This is a genomic window from Brachybacterium vulturis (assembly GCF_002407185.1).
Lineage (GTDB): Bacteria > Actinomycetota > Actinomycetes > Actinomycetales > Dermabacteraceae > Brachybacterium > Brachybacterium vulturis.
In genome coordinates, this window is sequence record NZ_CP023563.1 from 3539432 (window position 1) to 3553074 (window position 13643).

Annotated in this window: 13 protein-coding genes, 1 tRNA gene and 1 pseudogene; 9 read left to right on the forward strand and 6 right to left on the reverse strand. The window is 70.8% G+C overall.

Going from position 1 to position 13643, the window contains the following annotated elements; all coding sequences use genetic code 11:
• Positions 1–80: 80 nt before the first annotated feature.
• From ku to CFK38_RS15945, 7 genes are all read left to right on the forward strand, one after another.
• A complete protein-coding gene (gene ku, locus CFK38_RS15915; RefSeq protein ID WP_096803956.1) occupies positions 81–1007 on the forward strand; it encodes a non-homologous end joining protein Ku in 927 nt (308 codons plus the stop codon).
• A complete protein-coding gene (locus CFK38_RS15920) occupies positions 1004–1864 on the forward strand; it encodes an SDR family NAD(P)-dependent oxidoreductase (protein ID WP_096803957.1) in 861 nt (286 codons plus the stop codon). Before ku ends, CFK38_RS15920 begins: the two co-directional genes overlap by 4 nt.
• A gap of 74 nt (positions 1865–1938) precedes the next feature.
• Complete coding sequence (locus tag CFK38_RS15925; protein WP_096803958.1) at positions 1939–2250, forward strand: putative quinol monooxygenase; 312 nt, start codon at positions 1939–1941, stop codon at positions 2248–2250.
• A gap of 104 nt (positions 2251–2354) precedes the next feature.
• Positions 2355–2981, forward strand: a complete 627-nt coding sequence (locus CFK38_RS15930; protein WP_245851130.1) for a TVP38/TMEM64 family protein — start codon at positions 2355–2357, stop codon at positions 2979–2981.
• A 207-nt stretch (positions 2982–3188) separates the two neighbouring features.
• Positions 3189–5243 carry a PTS sugar transporter subunit IIA gene (locus tag CFK38_RS15935; protein WP_096803959.1) on the forward strand — a complete coding sequence of 685 codons (2055 nt, stop codon included), beginning with the start codon at positions 3189–3191 and terminating at the stop codon, positions 5241–5243.
• 7 nt (positions 5244–5250) lie between these two features.
• Positions 5251–6393, forward strand: coding sequence for a mannitol-1-phosphate 5-dehydrogenase (locus tag CFK38_RS15940; RefSeq protein ID WP_096803960.1), 1143 nt, complete (start codon positions 5251–5253; stop codon positions 6391–6393).
• 73 nt (positions 6394–6466) lie between these two features.
• Positions 6467–6739, forward strand: coding sequence for an HPr family phosphocarrier protein (locus CFK38_RS15945; protein WP_096803961.1), 273 nt, complete (start codon positions 6467–6469; stop codon positions 6737–6739).
• Between the two features lie 66 nt (positions 6740–6805).
• Here CFK38_RS15945 and ptsP read toward each other — a convergent pair whose 3' ends face one another.
• Positions 6806–8524, reverse strand: coding sequence for a phosphoenolpyruvate--protein phosphotransferase (gene ptsP, locus CFK38_RS15950; RefSeq protein ID WP_096804411.1), 1719 nt, complete (start codon positions 8522–8524; stop codon positions 6806–6808).
• A 162-nt stretch (positions 8525–8686) separates the two neighbouring features.
• On the opposite strand from ptsP, the pseudogene CFK38_RS17665 reads away from it, so the two are divergent.
• Positions 8687–9277: pseudogene (locus tag CFK38_RS17665) on the forward strand (SDR family NAD(P)-dependent oxidoreductase); the annotation flags it as partial.
• A 245-nt stretch (positions 9278–9522) separates the two neighbouring features.
• Here CFK38_RS17665 and CFK38_RS15960 read toward each other — a convergent pair.
• The 5 genes from CFK38_RS15960 to CFK38_RS15980 all read right to left on the reverse strand — a co-directional run bounded on the left by CFK38_RS15960 (position 9523) and on the right by CFK38_RS15980 (position 12288).
• Positions 9523–9610 (reverse strand) — tRNA-Ser (locus CFK38_RS15960).
• A 36-nt stretch (positions 9611–9646) separates the two neighbouring features.
• Positions 9647–10363: a hypothetical protein gene (locus tag CFK38_RS15965; RefSeq protein WP_096803962.1), complete on the reverse strand. Its 717-nt coding sequence runs from the start codon at positions 10361–10363 to the stop codon at positions 9647–9649.
• 13 nt (positions 10364–10376) lie between these two features.
• Positions 10377–11255, reverse strand: coding sequence for an ABC transporter ATP-binding protein (locus CFK38_RS15970; RefSeq protein WP_096803963.1), 879 nt, complete (start codon positions 11253–11255; stop codon positions 10377–10379).
• Positions 11252–11605, reverse strand: coding sequence for a GntR family transcriptional regulator (locus CFK38_RS15975; RefSeq protein WP_096803964.1), 354 nt, complete (start codon positions 11603–11605; stop codon positions 11252–11254). Before CFK38_RS15975 ends, CFK38_RS15970 begins: the two co-directional genes overlap by 4 nt.
• 179 nt (positions 11606–11784) lie before the next feature.
• Positions 11785–12288: a PH domain-containing protein gene (locus CFK38_RS15980; protein ID WP_096803965.1), complete on the reverse strand. Its 504-nt coding sequence runs from the start codon at positions 12286–12288 to the stop codon at positions 11785–11787.
• A gap of 367 nt (positions 12289–12655) precedes the next feature.
• Here CFK38_RS15980 and CFK38_RS15985 point away from each other — a divergent pair, with 367 nt between their 5' ends.
• A complete protein-coding gene (locus tag CFK38_RS15985) occupies positions 12656–13642 on the forward strand; it encodes an MDR family oxidoreductase (RefSeq protein ID WP_096803966.1) in 987 nt (328 codons plus the stop codon).
• Position 13643: the final 1 nt, after the last annotated feature.

The following is a 13643-nucleotide window of genomic DNA, read 5'->3' on the forward strand; positions in this document are numbered from 1 at the left end:
CGATAGGTTGCGGCAAGTCTGCGACGAGCACTCGACCGATCGTTCCTGGTCCGCGTGCGCCGCCCGTGATGTCATGGGGCATGCGCGCGATATGGAGCGGTGAGGTCACCTTCGGACTCGTGAACGTGCCGGTGAAGCTGTACGGCGCGACACGCTCCCACGACGTCTCCTTCCACCAGGTCCACGACGAGGACCAGGGCAGGATCCGGTACCAGCGCACCTGCGAGGTGTGCGGCCGCGAGATCGACTACGAGCACATCGACAAGGCCTACGCCGAGGGCGACAAGACGGTGGTGCTCACCGACGAGGAGCTCGACTCCCTGCCGGCGGAGGACAACGACGAGATCGACGTGGTCCAGTTCGTGCCCGCGGAGCAGGTGGACCCGATCCTGCTGGGCACCTCCTACTTCCTCGAGCCGGTCGGCCGCTCCGCGAAGGCGTACGTGCTGCTGCGCCGCACCCTCGAGGAGACCGAGCGCACCGCGATCGTGACCTTCACCCTGCGCACGAAGACGCGGCTGGGCGTGCTGCGGATCCACGAGGACCTGCTGGCCCTGCAGACCCTGCGCTGGCCCGAGGACCTCAAGGAGGTCGACTTCGGGCCCAAGAAGTCGAAGGTCTCCGCGAAGGAGATGGAGATGGCCGCCGCGCTGGTGGAGCAGTTCAGCGGCGACTTCGAGCCCGATCAGTTCACCGACGAGTACCAGGCACAGCTGCGCACGCTGCTCGAGGAGAAGCTCGAGGAGGGCGAGGCGATCGACACCGACGCGACCTCCGGGAAGGAGGGCGAGCAGGACGATCCCGGCGAGGGCGGCACGGTCATCAGCCTCATGGACGCGCTCGAACGCAGCGTCCGCACCCGCCGCGGCGGCGAGGAGAAGACGACGGACGGCGCGACGACGACCGACGGCTCCGGAAAGTCCGCGAGCTCGAAGAAGAAGTCCAGCGGCTCCAAGAAGAAGTCCAGCGGCTCGAAGACGTCCTCCGGCTCCAAGAAGTCCGCATGACCGGCAGCGAGGGGCACGTGAGATGCCGGACCATCGTCCTCACCGGGGCCTCTGACGGGATCGGGGCGGCCGCTGCACGCCTGCTCTCCGGGCAGGGCCACCGCCTCCTCCTCGTCGGCCGCTCCCCCGAGAAGATCGCCGCTGTCGCGGACGAGACCGGCGCCGAGCCCTTCGTCGCCGACTTCGCCTCGCTCGCGGAGGTGCGCGAGCTCGCAGCACGCCTGCGGGACGCCGCCGACGACGACGGCATCGATGTGCTCGCGAACAACGCGGGCGGGATCTTCGGGGACCCCCGGCCGACCGTCGACGGCTTCGAGAAGACCTTCCAGGTCAACCATCTCGCCCCGTTCCTGCTCACGAACCTGCTGCTGCCCGGGCTCCTGCAGCGCGACGGCAGCGTCGTGAACACCTCGAGCGCGGCGCACCGCTTCTTCGGGCGCCTCGAGCTGGAAGAGCTCGGCGCTGTGCGCCACGTGAGCGCCCGGCGCGACTACGGCGACGCCAAGCTCGCGACCGTGCTCTTCACCCGCAGCCTGCACCGCCGCTTCCACCACGACGGGCTCTCGGCGGTCGCCTTCCACCCCGGCATCGTGCGCACCAGCTTCTCCGCCGGCTCCCGCAGCGGCATGCGGATGATCTATCACTCCGCTGTGGGACGGATGCTCCCGATGATCAGCGCCGCGCAGGGCGGGGCGAACCTCGCCTGGCTGCTCGCCGGCACCCCCGGGGTCACCTGGACCTCCGGGCGCTACTACGACCGCTATCGACCCACCGCCCGCGTGCATCCGCAGGCCGATGACCTCCGCCTCGCCGACGCCCTCTGGCACCGCAGCGCCGAGCTGGCGGGCCTGACCTGAGGAGGCTCGGGGACCGGGCCGTCGCATAGGGTGACGGCGTCGTCCCGCCCGCCCCGCATCTCGAAGGAGCCGCCATGACCGTCGTGGTCACCGCTGTGTTCTACCCCAGACCCGGCAGGAAGCAGGAGCTGGCCGAGGCCATGCGCCGCGGCATCGAAGCCGTCCACACGGAGGACGGCTGCGAGCTGTACGCGATCCACGACGCCGAGGACGGCACCCTCACGATGATCGAGAAGTGGTCCAGCGCCGAGGCGCTGGACACCCACGGCGACAGCGACCAGGTCACGATCCTCCGCGCCGACGTCGCCGAGCTGGTCGAGAAGCCGGCCCTGGTCACCCGGATGACCCCGCTCCCCCGCGGCACGCAGAAGCAGGGGCAGCTCTGAACGGCGCCGCCGCCCCGGAGCCGCGGAAGAGCGCTCCCGTCGAGGCGCCCTCGCGCGAAGGCTCCGGCCTGCCCTGGGGTTCGCTCCTGCGCAACGTCCTGCTGGTGCTGATCCTGCTGACGATGCTCTGGCTGGCCCTGAACGTGCGCCTGCCCTCCCTGGACGAGATGCAGGCCGAGATCGCAGATCTGGGGCTGTGGGGACCGTTCTTCTTCGTCGGTCTGTACGCGGTCGTCGCCGTGACCCCGATCCCGGTGACGATCATGGCGGTCGCCGCCGGCATGATCTTCGGGCTCCCCGTGGGCACCGTGCTCTCGATGATCGGTGTCATGATCGGCTGCCTCGGCGGGTACGGGATCGCCCGCGGCCTGGGTCGCGAGACCGTGATGCGGCGGCTCGGCTCCCATGCGGAGGTGGTCGAGGAGCGCCTCGGGGACGGCGGCTTCTACGCCGTCTGCACCCTGCGCCTGATGCCGGGCATCCCGTACTGGCCGGTGAACTACGGCAGCGGGGCCCTGGGCATCAGCAGCCGGGACTTCCTGATCGCGACCGCGCTCTCGGCCCTGCCGGGCCAGGTCTCCCTGATCGCGGTCGGGGCCTTCATCGCCGATCCGTCCCTGGTCACCGCCCTTGCCGTGGTGATCTCCTGGATCGTCGTGATCGCCCTGACGCTCCTGGCCTACCGGCGCTGGCGGGCCACCCGCACCTCGCAGGACGCGCCCGCTGGATGACGGGGACGATCGGCCCGAGGCACCCGCAGGGGCCGGCGCCTCCGCAATTGCTGTGCCGGCGACGTCACCGCAGGTAGACTGCCGCCACGCCGACGGAGCACTCCTGGAAGGTTGCCGGGGATCGCCCCGCCAGGTGACTGCGCGTCGCCCGACGCGTGCCGTCCCCACCGGGGCTCGCAGCGCCCCGGCAGTCCCCGAGGATGTGGCATGAGCACAACGACCGAGGCTCCCAGCGGATTCAGTCCACGCATGGCCCTGCAGAAGGTCGGCACCTCCCTGTCGAACATGGTGATGCCGAACATCCCCGCGCTGATCGCGTGGGGTCTGCTGACCGCCTTCTTCATCCCCGACGGCTGGACGCCGAACGCACCGCTGGCGAGCGTCGTCGGCCCGATGATCCACTACCTGCTGCCGCTGCTGATCGCGAACACCGGCGGCCGGATGATCTACGAGGCGCGCGGCGCCGTGGTCGGCGTGATCGCCACCATGGGCGTCATCGGCGGCTCCGACTGGCTGATCGCACAGGAGAACGCGCAGCTGCTCGAGACGTGGCTGGCCGAGGGCAACGCGGAGGCGGACTTCACGGCGCTGGGCGAGGTCCACATGTTCATCGGCGCGATGATCATGGCGCCGCTGGCGGCCTGGGTGATGAAGAAGCTCGACCGGCTCTGGCAGGACCACATCCCGGCCGGCTTCGAGATGCTGGTGAACATGTTCTCGGCCGGCATCTTCGGGCTGATCGCCCTGGCGGCCGGGTTCTTCGGCCTCGCCCCGCTGGTGAACATCCTGATGAGCGCCCTGTCCGCCGGGGTGAACGGGCTGATCAATGCCGGGCTGCTGCCGCTGGTGTCCCTGCTCATCGAGCCGGCGAAGGTCTTCTTCCTCAACAACGCCATCAACCACGGCGTGCTCACGCCGCTGGGCATCTCCGAGGCCGCCACGGACGGCAAGTCGATCCTGTTCCTGCTCGAGGCCAACCCCGGCCCCGGCGTCGGCATCCTGCTCGCCTTCACGATCTTCGGCCGCGGTGCCGCCCGCGCCTCCGCCCCCGGTGCCGCGATCATCCAGTTCTTCGGCGGCATCCACGAGATCTACTTCCCCTACGTGCTGATGAAGCCGCTGCTGATCATCGCCGCGATCGGCGGCGGCATGACCGGCGTCTTCGTCAACGTCCTGTTCGACACCGGCCTCATCGCCCCCGCCTCCCCCGGCTCGATCTTCGCGATCTTCGGCGTCGCCGCCCCCGACTCCTACGTCGGCATCGCCCTCGCGGTCCTCTCCGCGGCCGCGGTGAGCTTCGTGCTCTCGGCCGTGTTCCTGAAGATCGGCAAGCAGGAGGACGGCGACCTCGCCGCCGCCACCGCCAAGATGGAGCAGATGAAGGGCAAGAAGTCCTCCGTCGCCGGCGCCCTGACCGGTGCGGGCGCTGGCGGCGCCGCCGCGGCGGCCGACGCCTCCGGCCATACCGGCCCGATCCAGAAGATCGTCTTCGCCTGCGACGCCGGCATGGGCTCCTCCGCCATGGGCGCCACCGTGCTGCGCAAGAAGGTCCGCGCCGCCGGCTTCGACGACGTGGAGGTCACCAACAAGGCGATCTCCGGCCTGGACGATGAATGGGACGTGGTGGTGACCCAGAAGGAGCTCACCGACCGGGCCCGCCAGCGCACCGGCTCCGCCGTCCACGTCAGCGTGGACCAGTTCATGAACTCCCCCCGCTATGACGAGGTCGTGGAGCTGGTGCAGCAGCGGAATGCGGAGGACACGGAGCCCGCACCGGCCGTCGGGCGTCCGCAGCAGGAGGCACCGGCCACCGCTGCCCCGCCGGGCACCGCGACCATCCTCGCCCCCGACTCGATCATCCTGTCCGGCACCGCGAGCGACTCCGCCTCCGGCATCGACGAGGCCGGCGCCCTGCTGGTCGCCGCCGGCGCCGTGGACGAGAACTACGTCGCCGCCATGCACGACCGCGAGGCCACGGTCTCCACGTTCATGGGCAACGGCCTGGCGATCCCCCACGGCACGGGCGAGGCCAAGTCCAGCATCCAGCGCTCGGCGATGTCCTTCGTCCGCTACCCCGGCGGCATCGACTGGAACGGCAACCCGACCACCTTCGTGATCGGGATCGCGGGCGTGGGCGACGAGCACCTCGAGCTGCTGCAGAAGGTCGCCATGACCTTCTCGGACCCCGCACAGGTCCAGCGCCTCGAGAACGCGACCACCACCGAGGAGATCCTCGAGATCCTCGGCGACACGAAGGAGTGAGCCAGCGATGAAGGCAGTGCATTTCGGGGCCGGGAACATCGGCCGCGGGTTCGTGGGCCTGCTGCTGCACGAGGCGGGCTGCGAGGTGGTGTTCTCCGACGTCGCCGAGTCCCTCGTCCAGCAGCTCCAGCAGGCGGACTCCTTCACGGTCACCACCGTCGGTCAGCACCCCACCACCACGGTGGTGGAGGGGTTCCGGGCGCTGAACTCCGACCAGGACCCGGAGACGCTGACCGAGGAGATCGCCTCGGCGGACATCGTCACCACGGCCGTCGGCGCGCGCATCCTGCGCTTCGTCGCGCCGAGCATCGCCGCCGGGATCGCCGCCCGCCCCGCCGGGGCTCCCCCGCTGGCCGTGATGGCCTGCGAGAACGCGATCAACGCGACGGATCTGCTGGAGCAGGAGATCCGGGCGAACTATCAGGGTGAGGACCTCGAGGAGAAGGCGCTGTTCGCCAACACCGCGGTGGACCGGATCGTACCGGTGCAGGCCGAGGGCGCGGGCCTGGACGTCACCGTGGAGGACTTCTTCGAATGGGCGGTCGAGCGCGGTCCCTTCGGCGGGAACGAGCCCGACGTCCCGGGGATCACCTGGGTCGACGACCTCGCTCCGTACATCGAACGCAAGCTGTTCACCGTCAACACCGGCCACGCCACCACCGCCTGGCACGGCTGGGCCGCGGGACACGCCACCATCGCCGAGGCGATCCGCGACCCCGCAGTCGCGATCGAGGTCGAGACCGTGCTCGCGGAGACCTCCTCGCTGCTGAGCGCCCGGCACGGCTTCTCCGAGGACGACATGGCCTCCTACCGGGCGAAGGTGCTGGGCCGTTTCGCGAACACCGCCCTGCCCGATCCGGTGGAGCGGGTGGGCCGCGGGCCGCTGCGCAAGCTCTCGCGCGAGGACCGCATCATCGGCCCCGCCGCCGCGCTCGCCGAACGGGGCCTGGAGCACGAGGGCCTGCTGTCCGCCGTCGCCGCGGCGCTCGCCTTCACCCCCGAGGGCGACGAGGAGGTGGATCGCCTGCAGGATCTGCTGCGCACCACGAGCGCCGACGCCGCGACGCTGGAGATCACCGGCCTCGCCCCCGACCATCCGCTGCATCCCGAGGTGCGAGCGCTCATCGCCGCACGCATCACGGGACCCTGAACCCACCGCCCCACCACCACGTACAGACGATATATTCCCCTCACAGCACGTGAGCCCACGAAAGGTACACACCATGGCAGAGCGCACCGTCAAGATCGCCAGCTCCTCCGGGCTCCACGCCCGCCCCGCCGGCATCTTCGCCCAGGCCGCGGCGCAGCAGCCCGCGACCGTCACCATCGAGAAGGCGGGCGGCAACGCCGTGCAGGCCTCGAGCATGCTGATGCTGATGACCCTCGGCGCCGGCCAGGGCGATGAGGTCACGCTGCGCGCCGAGGGCGAGGGTGCCGACGAGTCGGTCGACGCACTGGCTGCGCTGCTGGAGAAGGACCTCGACGCCGAGGAGTGAGCGGGACGACGCTTGCAGGAACCCCCGGAACCTCCCCTCAGCGGGACTGTCCGGGGGTTCCGCGGTTCACAGCCCGAGCTCGCCCAGGATCGGCAGCCCGGCGCGGACCGCGCTGATCGCCTCGTCCGCGGTGCGGGCGGCGAGGGCGGTCGCCGCGAGCTCCCTGGCCTGTTCGAGGGTGACGGTGGAGAGCACCTTCGCGACGGTGGGCAGTGACCGGGGGGTCATCGACAGGCTGTTCACGCCCAGGCCCACCAGCACCACGGCGAGGCCCGGTGCCCCGGCGGCCTCTCCGCATACGCCCACGGGCTTGTTCGCGCTCTCCCCGAAGGACTCCGGATCACCGCCCGCGGCGCGGGCCCCGTCGCAGGTGGCCTTCACCAGTGCCAGCACGGAGGGCTGCCACGGGGTGTTCAGGTGGGCGAGGGAGCCCAGCTGACGGTCCGCGGCCATCGTGTACTGGGTGAGGTCGTTGGTGCCGATGGAGGCGAAGTCGCAGGCCTCGAGGTGACGATCCGCGGTGAGCGCCGCCGCGGGGGTCTCGACCATGATCCCGGCCGGGGCGAGCCCGCGCTCCCGGCACAGGGCGATGAAGTCCTCGGTCTCCTCGACGGTCGCGATCATCGGCGCCATCACCCAGGGCGTCGCCTCGGACTGCGCCGCCGCGGCGGCGATCGCGTCCAGCTGGTTGGTCAGCACCGAGCGCTTCTCCCAGGAGGTGCGATAGGCGCGCACGCCGAGCGCCGGGTTCGGCTCGTCGGCGTCGGTGAGGAAGGGCAGCGGCTTGTCGGCGCCGGCGTCGATGGTGCGCACCACGACCTTCTTGCCCTTCAGGTGCGCGAAGGTCTCGAGGTATGCCTTCGTCTGCTCCTTAACGCTCGGCTCGTCCTCGCGATCCAGGAACAGGAACTCGGTGCGGAACAGGCCCACCCCGTCAGCGTTCGCGGCCGCCGCCCTCTCGGCATCCTCGGCGCCGCCGATGTTGGCCAGCAGCTGCACGCGGGTGCCGTCCTTGAGGACCCCGCCCCCGCCCTCGTACGTGAGCGGGTGCTTCTGCAGCTCGGTCCAGGCCTCGGCGAGGAGGAGGTGCTCCTCGGTGACCTCGTCGGTGACGGTGCCGAAGCCGGCATCGACGAACACCTCGGTGCCGTCGGCGAACTGGTGGATGTCCTTGGCGGCGACGATCGCGGGCAGGCCCAGCTGCCGGGCGAGGATCGCGGTGTGCGACTGGGGTCCGCCGTCGGAGGTGACCAGGGCCAGCACCCGGCCCGGGTCGAGGGTCGCGGTATCGGCGGGGGCCAGGTCGATCGCGGTGAGCACGAAGGGCTCCTCGACCTCGGGGATCCCGGGCGCCTGCTCGCCGCGCAGCTCGGCGACGATGCGGGCGCGCACATCGCGCACATCGGTCGCGCGCTCGGCCATGTACCCGCCGAGGCCCTCGAGCATGACGGCGACCTGGTCACCGGCCTCCCAGACGGCGCGCGCCGGGGACTTGCCGCCGGAGGTCACCAGGCCCTGGGCGGTCTGGGTGAGGGACGGGTCCGCGGCCATCTGCGCGGTGGCCTCGAGGATCTTCTTCCCGTCCCCGGCGGCGCGCTCGGCCAGCCGGATCAGCGAGGCCTGCACGGCGGCGGCCGCGACGGGGATCCGCTCCGCCTCGGCGGCGGCGTCGGCGCCCGCAGGCAGCTTCTCCCCCGCAGGCGGTTCGGCGACCGGCGGGGCCATCGAACGGATCGTGCCGATCACTCGGCCGGGGCTCACTGCCACACCTGTGTACTGGGCCATCGCTGCCATCTCCTCCGGGGAGCCGATCGGGCGGATTGTGCCCGCCATGCTACGCGGCCCGGTGCCGCCGCCCTTCCGCGTCCGCACCTCTACGATGGCGCGATGAACGCCATGGGCTGGGAGCATCTGCACGCGCCCGATCTGCGGGGGCGCACCGTCGTGATGACGCGGGCCAGCGACGGCCTCGGGCGCGAGGCGGCGCTCCAGCTCGCCCACTGGGGCGCGGAGCTGATCCTGGCGGTGCGCCATCGCGCCAAGGCAGAGGTGGTCCGCTCGCGGATCGTGCGCGAGACCGGCCGGCCGGAGGCGGTCCGCCTGGTCCACCTGGATCTGGCGGAGCTCGCCTCGGTCCGCTCCGCGGCGCGCGAGATCACGGAGCTCACCGGCGAGCGCGGGATCGACCTGCTGATCCACGTCGCGGGCCTGGTGACCCGGCGCCGTGAGGTCTCGGCCGACGGCTTCGAGCTGATGACCGGGGTGAACGCCCTGGCGCCCCTGCTGCTGACGGATCTGCTGCTGCCGCTGGTGCGAGAACGGGTCGTGGTGACGGCGTCCGATGCCCACGCCTCCGGTGCGATCGATCTGGCCGATCCGCACTTCTCCCGCGGCGGCTGGTCGCTGCCCGCCGCCTATGGACGGTCCAAGCTCGTGACCATGCTGTGGGGGCTCGAGCTGGCGGAGCGGCTGCGGCAGCTGGCAGGGCCGGTGGATCTGCAGCTGGTCCATCCCGGCTGGGTGCTGACGAACCTGCAGAACGCCACCGGCTCCGCACGACTGGACCGGATGGTCACCGAGCTGACCCGTCCGCTCGCCATGCCGGCGACGAGAGGGGCCGCGACGGTGCTCTTCGCCGCCACCCAGCCGCTGCCGCCCGGCTCCTACATCGGCCCCGACGGCCTCCGCGCGCTGCGGGGGCGACCCACGTTCCTGCGCCGTTCGGAGGCGGCGCTGGACCGCGACCTGGCCCGTGAGGTCACGGCCTGGGCGCGGGCCGAGGGCGGAGGGTGCGGGATTCGAACCCGCGGTACAGGGTCACTGCACAATGGTTTTCAAGACCATCTCATTCGGCCGCTCTGACAACCCTCCTCGTGCCCGGAGGCACCCCCGGGAGTGTACCGGGACTCATCTCACCTGAGTGCGCCGCACCAGCATCAGCCACACGCCGGCGGAGAGCGCACCGATCACGGCGATCACCCCCATCCACGGGCCCCATCCCATGGTGAGGACGTCCAGCAGGGCCCTGCCGAAGCCGTCGAGGAAGACCACCCCGGCGAGCACGCCGAGGCCGATCAGTGCGAGGGCCGCTGCGGAGAGCCACAGGAAGGCCTGGCCGAAGCGCTGGAAGGCCGCGGTGATGGCGGCCCCGAGGAACAGCACCGCCAGGATCAGCAGGAAGGTCTGCACGAGCGTCTGCCAGGACGAGCCGGTGCCGGTGTAGAACACATCGAAGAACCGGATGCGCAGGCCGAAGCCCTCGGTGGCCCTCTCGATGGTCTTCCCGATCGTGATCAGCACGGAGTAGATCACGGCGTTGCCCAGGAACACCGCGCTCACACCGGCGGCGAACTCGCGACGGGTCAGTCCCAGCCCGAGGGCGAGGGGGAAGTACTGGCCCATAGAGGTGAAGCCGTAGCCGATCAGCGGCCCCAGCAGGGCGAAGATCGCCCCGTTCCACTCCATGCCCTCGTACATCCCCGCCTGCGCCTCGCCGCCCTGGGAGCGGACGATCAGTCCCACCGCCAGGATGACCATGAAGGCGATGGTGACGGCGAACAGAGGCCAGCCGAAGGCCTGCATGCGATTGACCAGATGCATGTCGATGACATTGCGTGAGCGCATCTCGGAGCTCCTCTCAGGTCACCGGCGCGGAGGCCGCGGCGGTGGTGCGGTGGACGATGTAGTTCTGCAGGGAGACGGGGGAGACCTGGAGACCGGCCGCCCGGGCCCGCTCCGCACTGCCCGGTTCGGCATGGACGGCCGCGGTGGCGAGCGCACCGATCTCCTGGAGGTGGAGCACCTCGGCACCGGCGGCGAAGGACCGGACCTCCTCGAGCCGCCCGGAGACCTCGATCGTCGCGCTCTGCAGCTCCTCGGTCTCCGCGGAGATCGCGACCCGCCCCTCGTCCAGCAGCACGACGTGCTCGAGCAGGTTGGAGACCTCGTCGATGTGGTGGGTGGAGAGGATCACGGTGCGGGGGTGCTCGGAGAAGTCGGCCAGCAGGCGATCGAAGAACAGTCGCCGGGCCACGGCGTCCAGGCCCAGGTAGGGCTCGTCGAAGAAGGTCAGCGGGGCCCGCGAGGCGAGGCCGACGATGATGCCGACGGCGGAGAGCTGGCCGCGCGAGAGCTTCTTGATCACCCGCTTCTCCGGCAGCCGGAACTCGGCGACCAGCTCCCGGGCGAGCGACTGGTCCCACGCGGGGTAGAGGCCTCCGGCGATGCGCAGCACGTCCAGCGGACGGAACCCGTCGGGGTACTTCTGACTCTCCTGGATGAAGCAGGTCTGCGAGAGCACGTGCGCGTTCTCCACCGGGTCCTCTCCCAGTACGCGCATCTCGCCGGAGGTGGCGAAGAGCTGCCCGGTCAGCAGTTTCATCAGGGTGGTCTTGCCAGCGCCGTTGCGGCCCAGCAGCCCGTGCACGCGCCCCTCGGCGAGGTCGATCGAGACGCCGTCCAGGGCGGTGACGTCACGGAAGTGCTTGCTGAGGGTTCGGGTCTCGATGGCGTTCATCGCAGGGTCTCCATCATCTCGATGAGTTCTCGGGGTTCGATGCCCAGGTGGGCGGCTTCTCGCATCAGCGGGACGAGGTAGGTGTCGGAGAAGTCGTCGCGGCGGCGCTGCCGCAGCCGGGCGATGGCCCCGGGGGCCACGAACATGCCCACTCCGCGCCGCTTGACCAGCACACCGGCATCGGCGAGCAGGTTCAGCCCCTTGCCGGCGGTGGCGGGATTGATCCGCAGGAAGACCGCCAGCTCATTGGTGGAGGGCACCGGGGAGTCCTCCGGATGGGTGCCGTCGAGGATCCCGTCCTCGATCTGCTCCGCGACCGCTATGTAGAGCGGCTTCGACTCGTCCAGCACTCGAGCCTCCCCTGTGGTCGGGCCGCCGCTGCGGCTCCTTGGTTCATTACTCCACTAATGAACCACTGAACTGACGTGCCGTCAAGGGTCTCTGCGGATCGATGCGGCAGCACTGGGCCGCACGCTTCCGCGGCCGAAGCGAGTGAGGCGCCTGCAGACGCCGTGCGGAGACCTGCCGGCTACCGGCTCTCGGCCGCGAGCCAGCGCCGGTGCGCGGCAATGGCGGCCAGGGCGGGCGGGTGCAGGTAGTCGCGAGGACTGCCCAGAGCGAAGGGGCTCTCCCCGCGGTACAGGGCGACGCGGTCCCCGGTCGCCCGCGCCATGATTCGGTGCCCCGGTGGATCTCGGAGCACCACGACGACGGCCCCCGAGGACCAATAGGCATGGCTCTGCTCGATGGCGGCGACTTGCCCCCACGGGATCCGGTGGGTGCGGAGGTAGTGGACCAGGGTGAGCCCGTCGTCATCGACGAGGAACTGGAGCCGGGTGCCGATCACCAGCATGGCGACCAAGAGCACCCCGACCACCCAGCACATCACGGCCCCGAGCACCCCGGCGAGGGAATCGAGCGTGAGCAGCACCGCACCGCCGACGAGCATGGTCAGGATCGGAAGGGCCATGACGATTCCCAGCGCTGCACGGACCCATCCGGTGCGGAGCGCTCGATACCTGATCTCTGCCATCTCCCTCATCCTTCCGGACGATGCATTCCGGTCGAACCTCTCGCCGCGATCTGCGGCCAGACGGCCGAGCCACGGTGAAGCGAACTGTCCTTCTCCCGCGCTCCCATACAGGACGAGCATCTCTTCGTCAGTGACCGTGAGAAGCGGGCTCGGACCCATCCGGGCAGCGGGTGCGAGCGCACCGGCGGCCGCAGCCTCACGAGCACCTTCGGGCAGGTCTGCAGTCATGATCCGCCCTCACTCGAGGACAAGTGTCTGATCCTGAGCTTCCACTCCAACGCTCCCCCTGCGCCGGTCCCTGGACCCCGGCGACGACGAACGGCGCATAGGCTGGAGCCACCCGCCCCGAACGAGAGGAGCGCCCCCGATGCGCGCGATACTGATCGAGTCCGAGGGCGCGGCCCCGCGCCTGCTGGAGGACGCTGAGGAGTCGCTGCTGACCGGTGACATCGGCCTCGACGTCCTGGTCTCCGGCCTGAACTTCAAGGACGGCATGGCCCTGGCCGGCAAGGGCATCGCCCGCACCCATCCGCTGATCCCCGGCATCGACCTGGTGGGCCGGGTGACCGACGCCGCCGGTTCCGCCGACGAGCGCTTCTCCGCCGGCGACCTGGTGGTCCTCAACGGCGACGGGATCGGCGAATCGGTCCACGGCGGTTTCGCGACCCGTGCCCGGGTGCGCCCCGACGCCCTGGTGCGCCTGCCCGCGACCCTCTCCCCCGACCGCGCCGCCGCGATCGGCACCGCCGGGTTCACCGCGATGCTCGCGGTGCTGGCCCTGGAGGATGCGGGCATCACCCCGGACGCCGGAGACGTCCTGGTCACCGGAGCCTCCGGCGGCGCCGGCTCGATCGCCGTCGCCCTGCTGGCGGGCCGCGGCTTCCGCGTGCTCGCCTCCACCGGCCGGACCGAGGAGAACGGGGAGTACCTGCGGGAGCTCGGCGCCGCCGAGGTGCTGGACCGGCGGGAGCTGTCCGAGCAGCCGGGCCGTCCCCTGCAGTCCCAGCGCTTCGCGGCGGCGATCGACGGGGTGGGCAGCACCACGCTCGCCAACGTCCTCGCCCAGACCAGCTGGGGAGGCACCGTCGCGGCCTACGGGATGGCGCAGGGTCCGGACCTGCCCGCGACCGTGCTGCCCTTCATCCTGCGCGGGGTGACGCTGGCCGGGATCAACTCGGTCCAGTGCCCGCTGCCGCTGCGCGAGCGCGCCTGGGATGCCCTGGCCCGCGAGCTCGACCCGGAGCTGCTGGACGGCATGACCACCGCCATCGGGCTCTCCGAGGTGATCGACCACGCCGAACGCATCCTCGCCGGACAGGTGCGGGGCCGCACCATCGTGGAGGTGGACCGGTGAC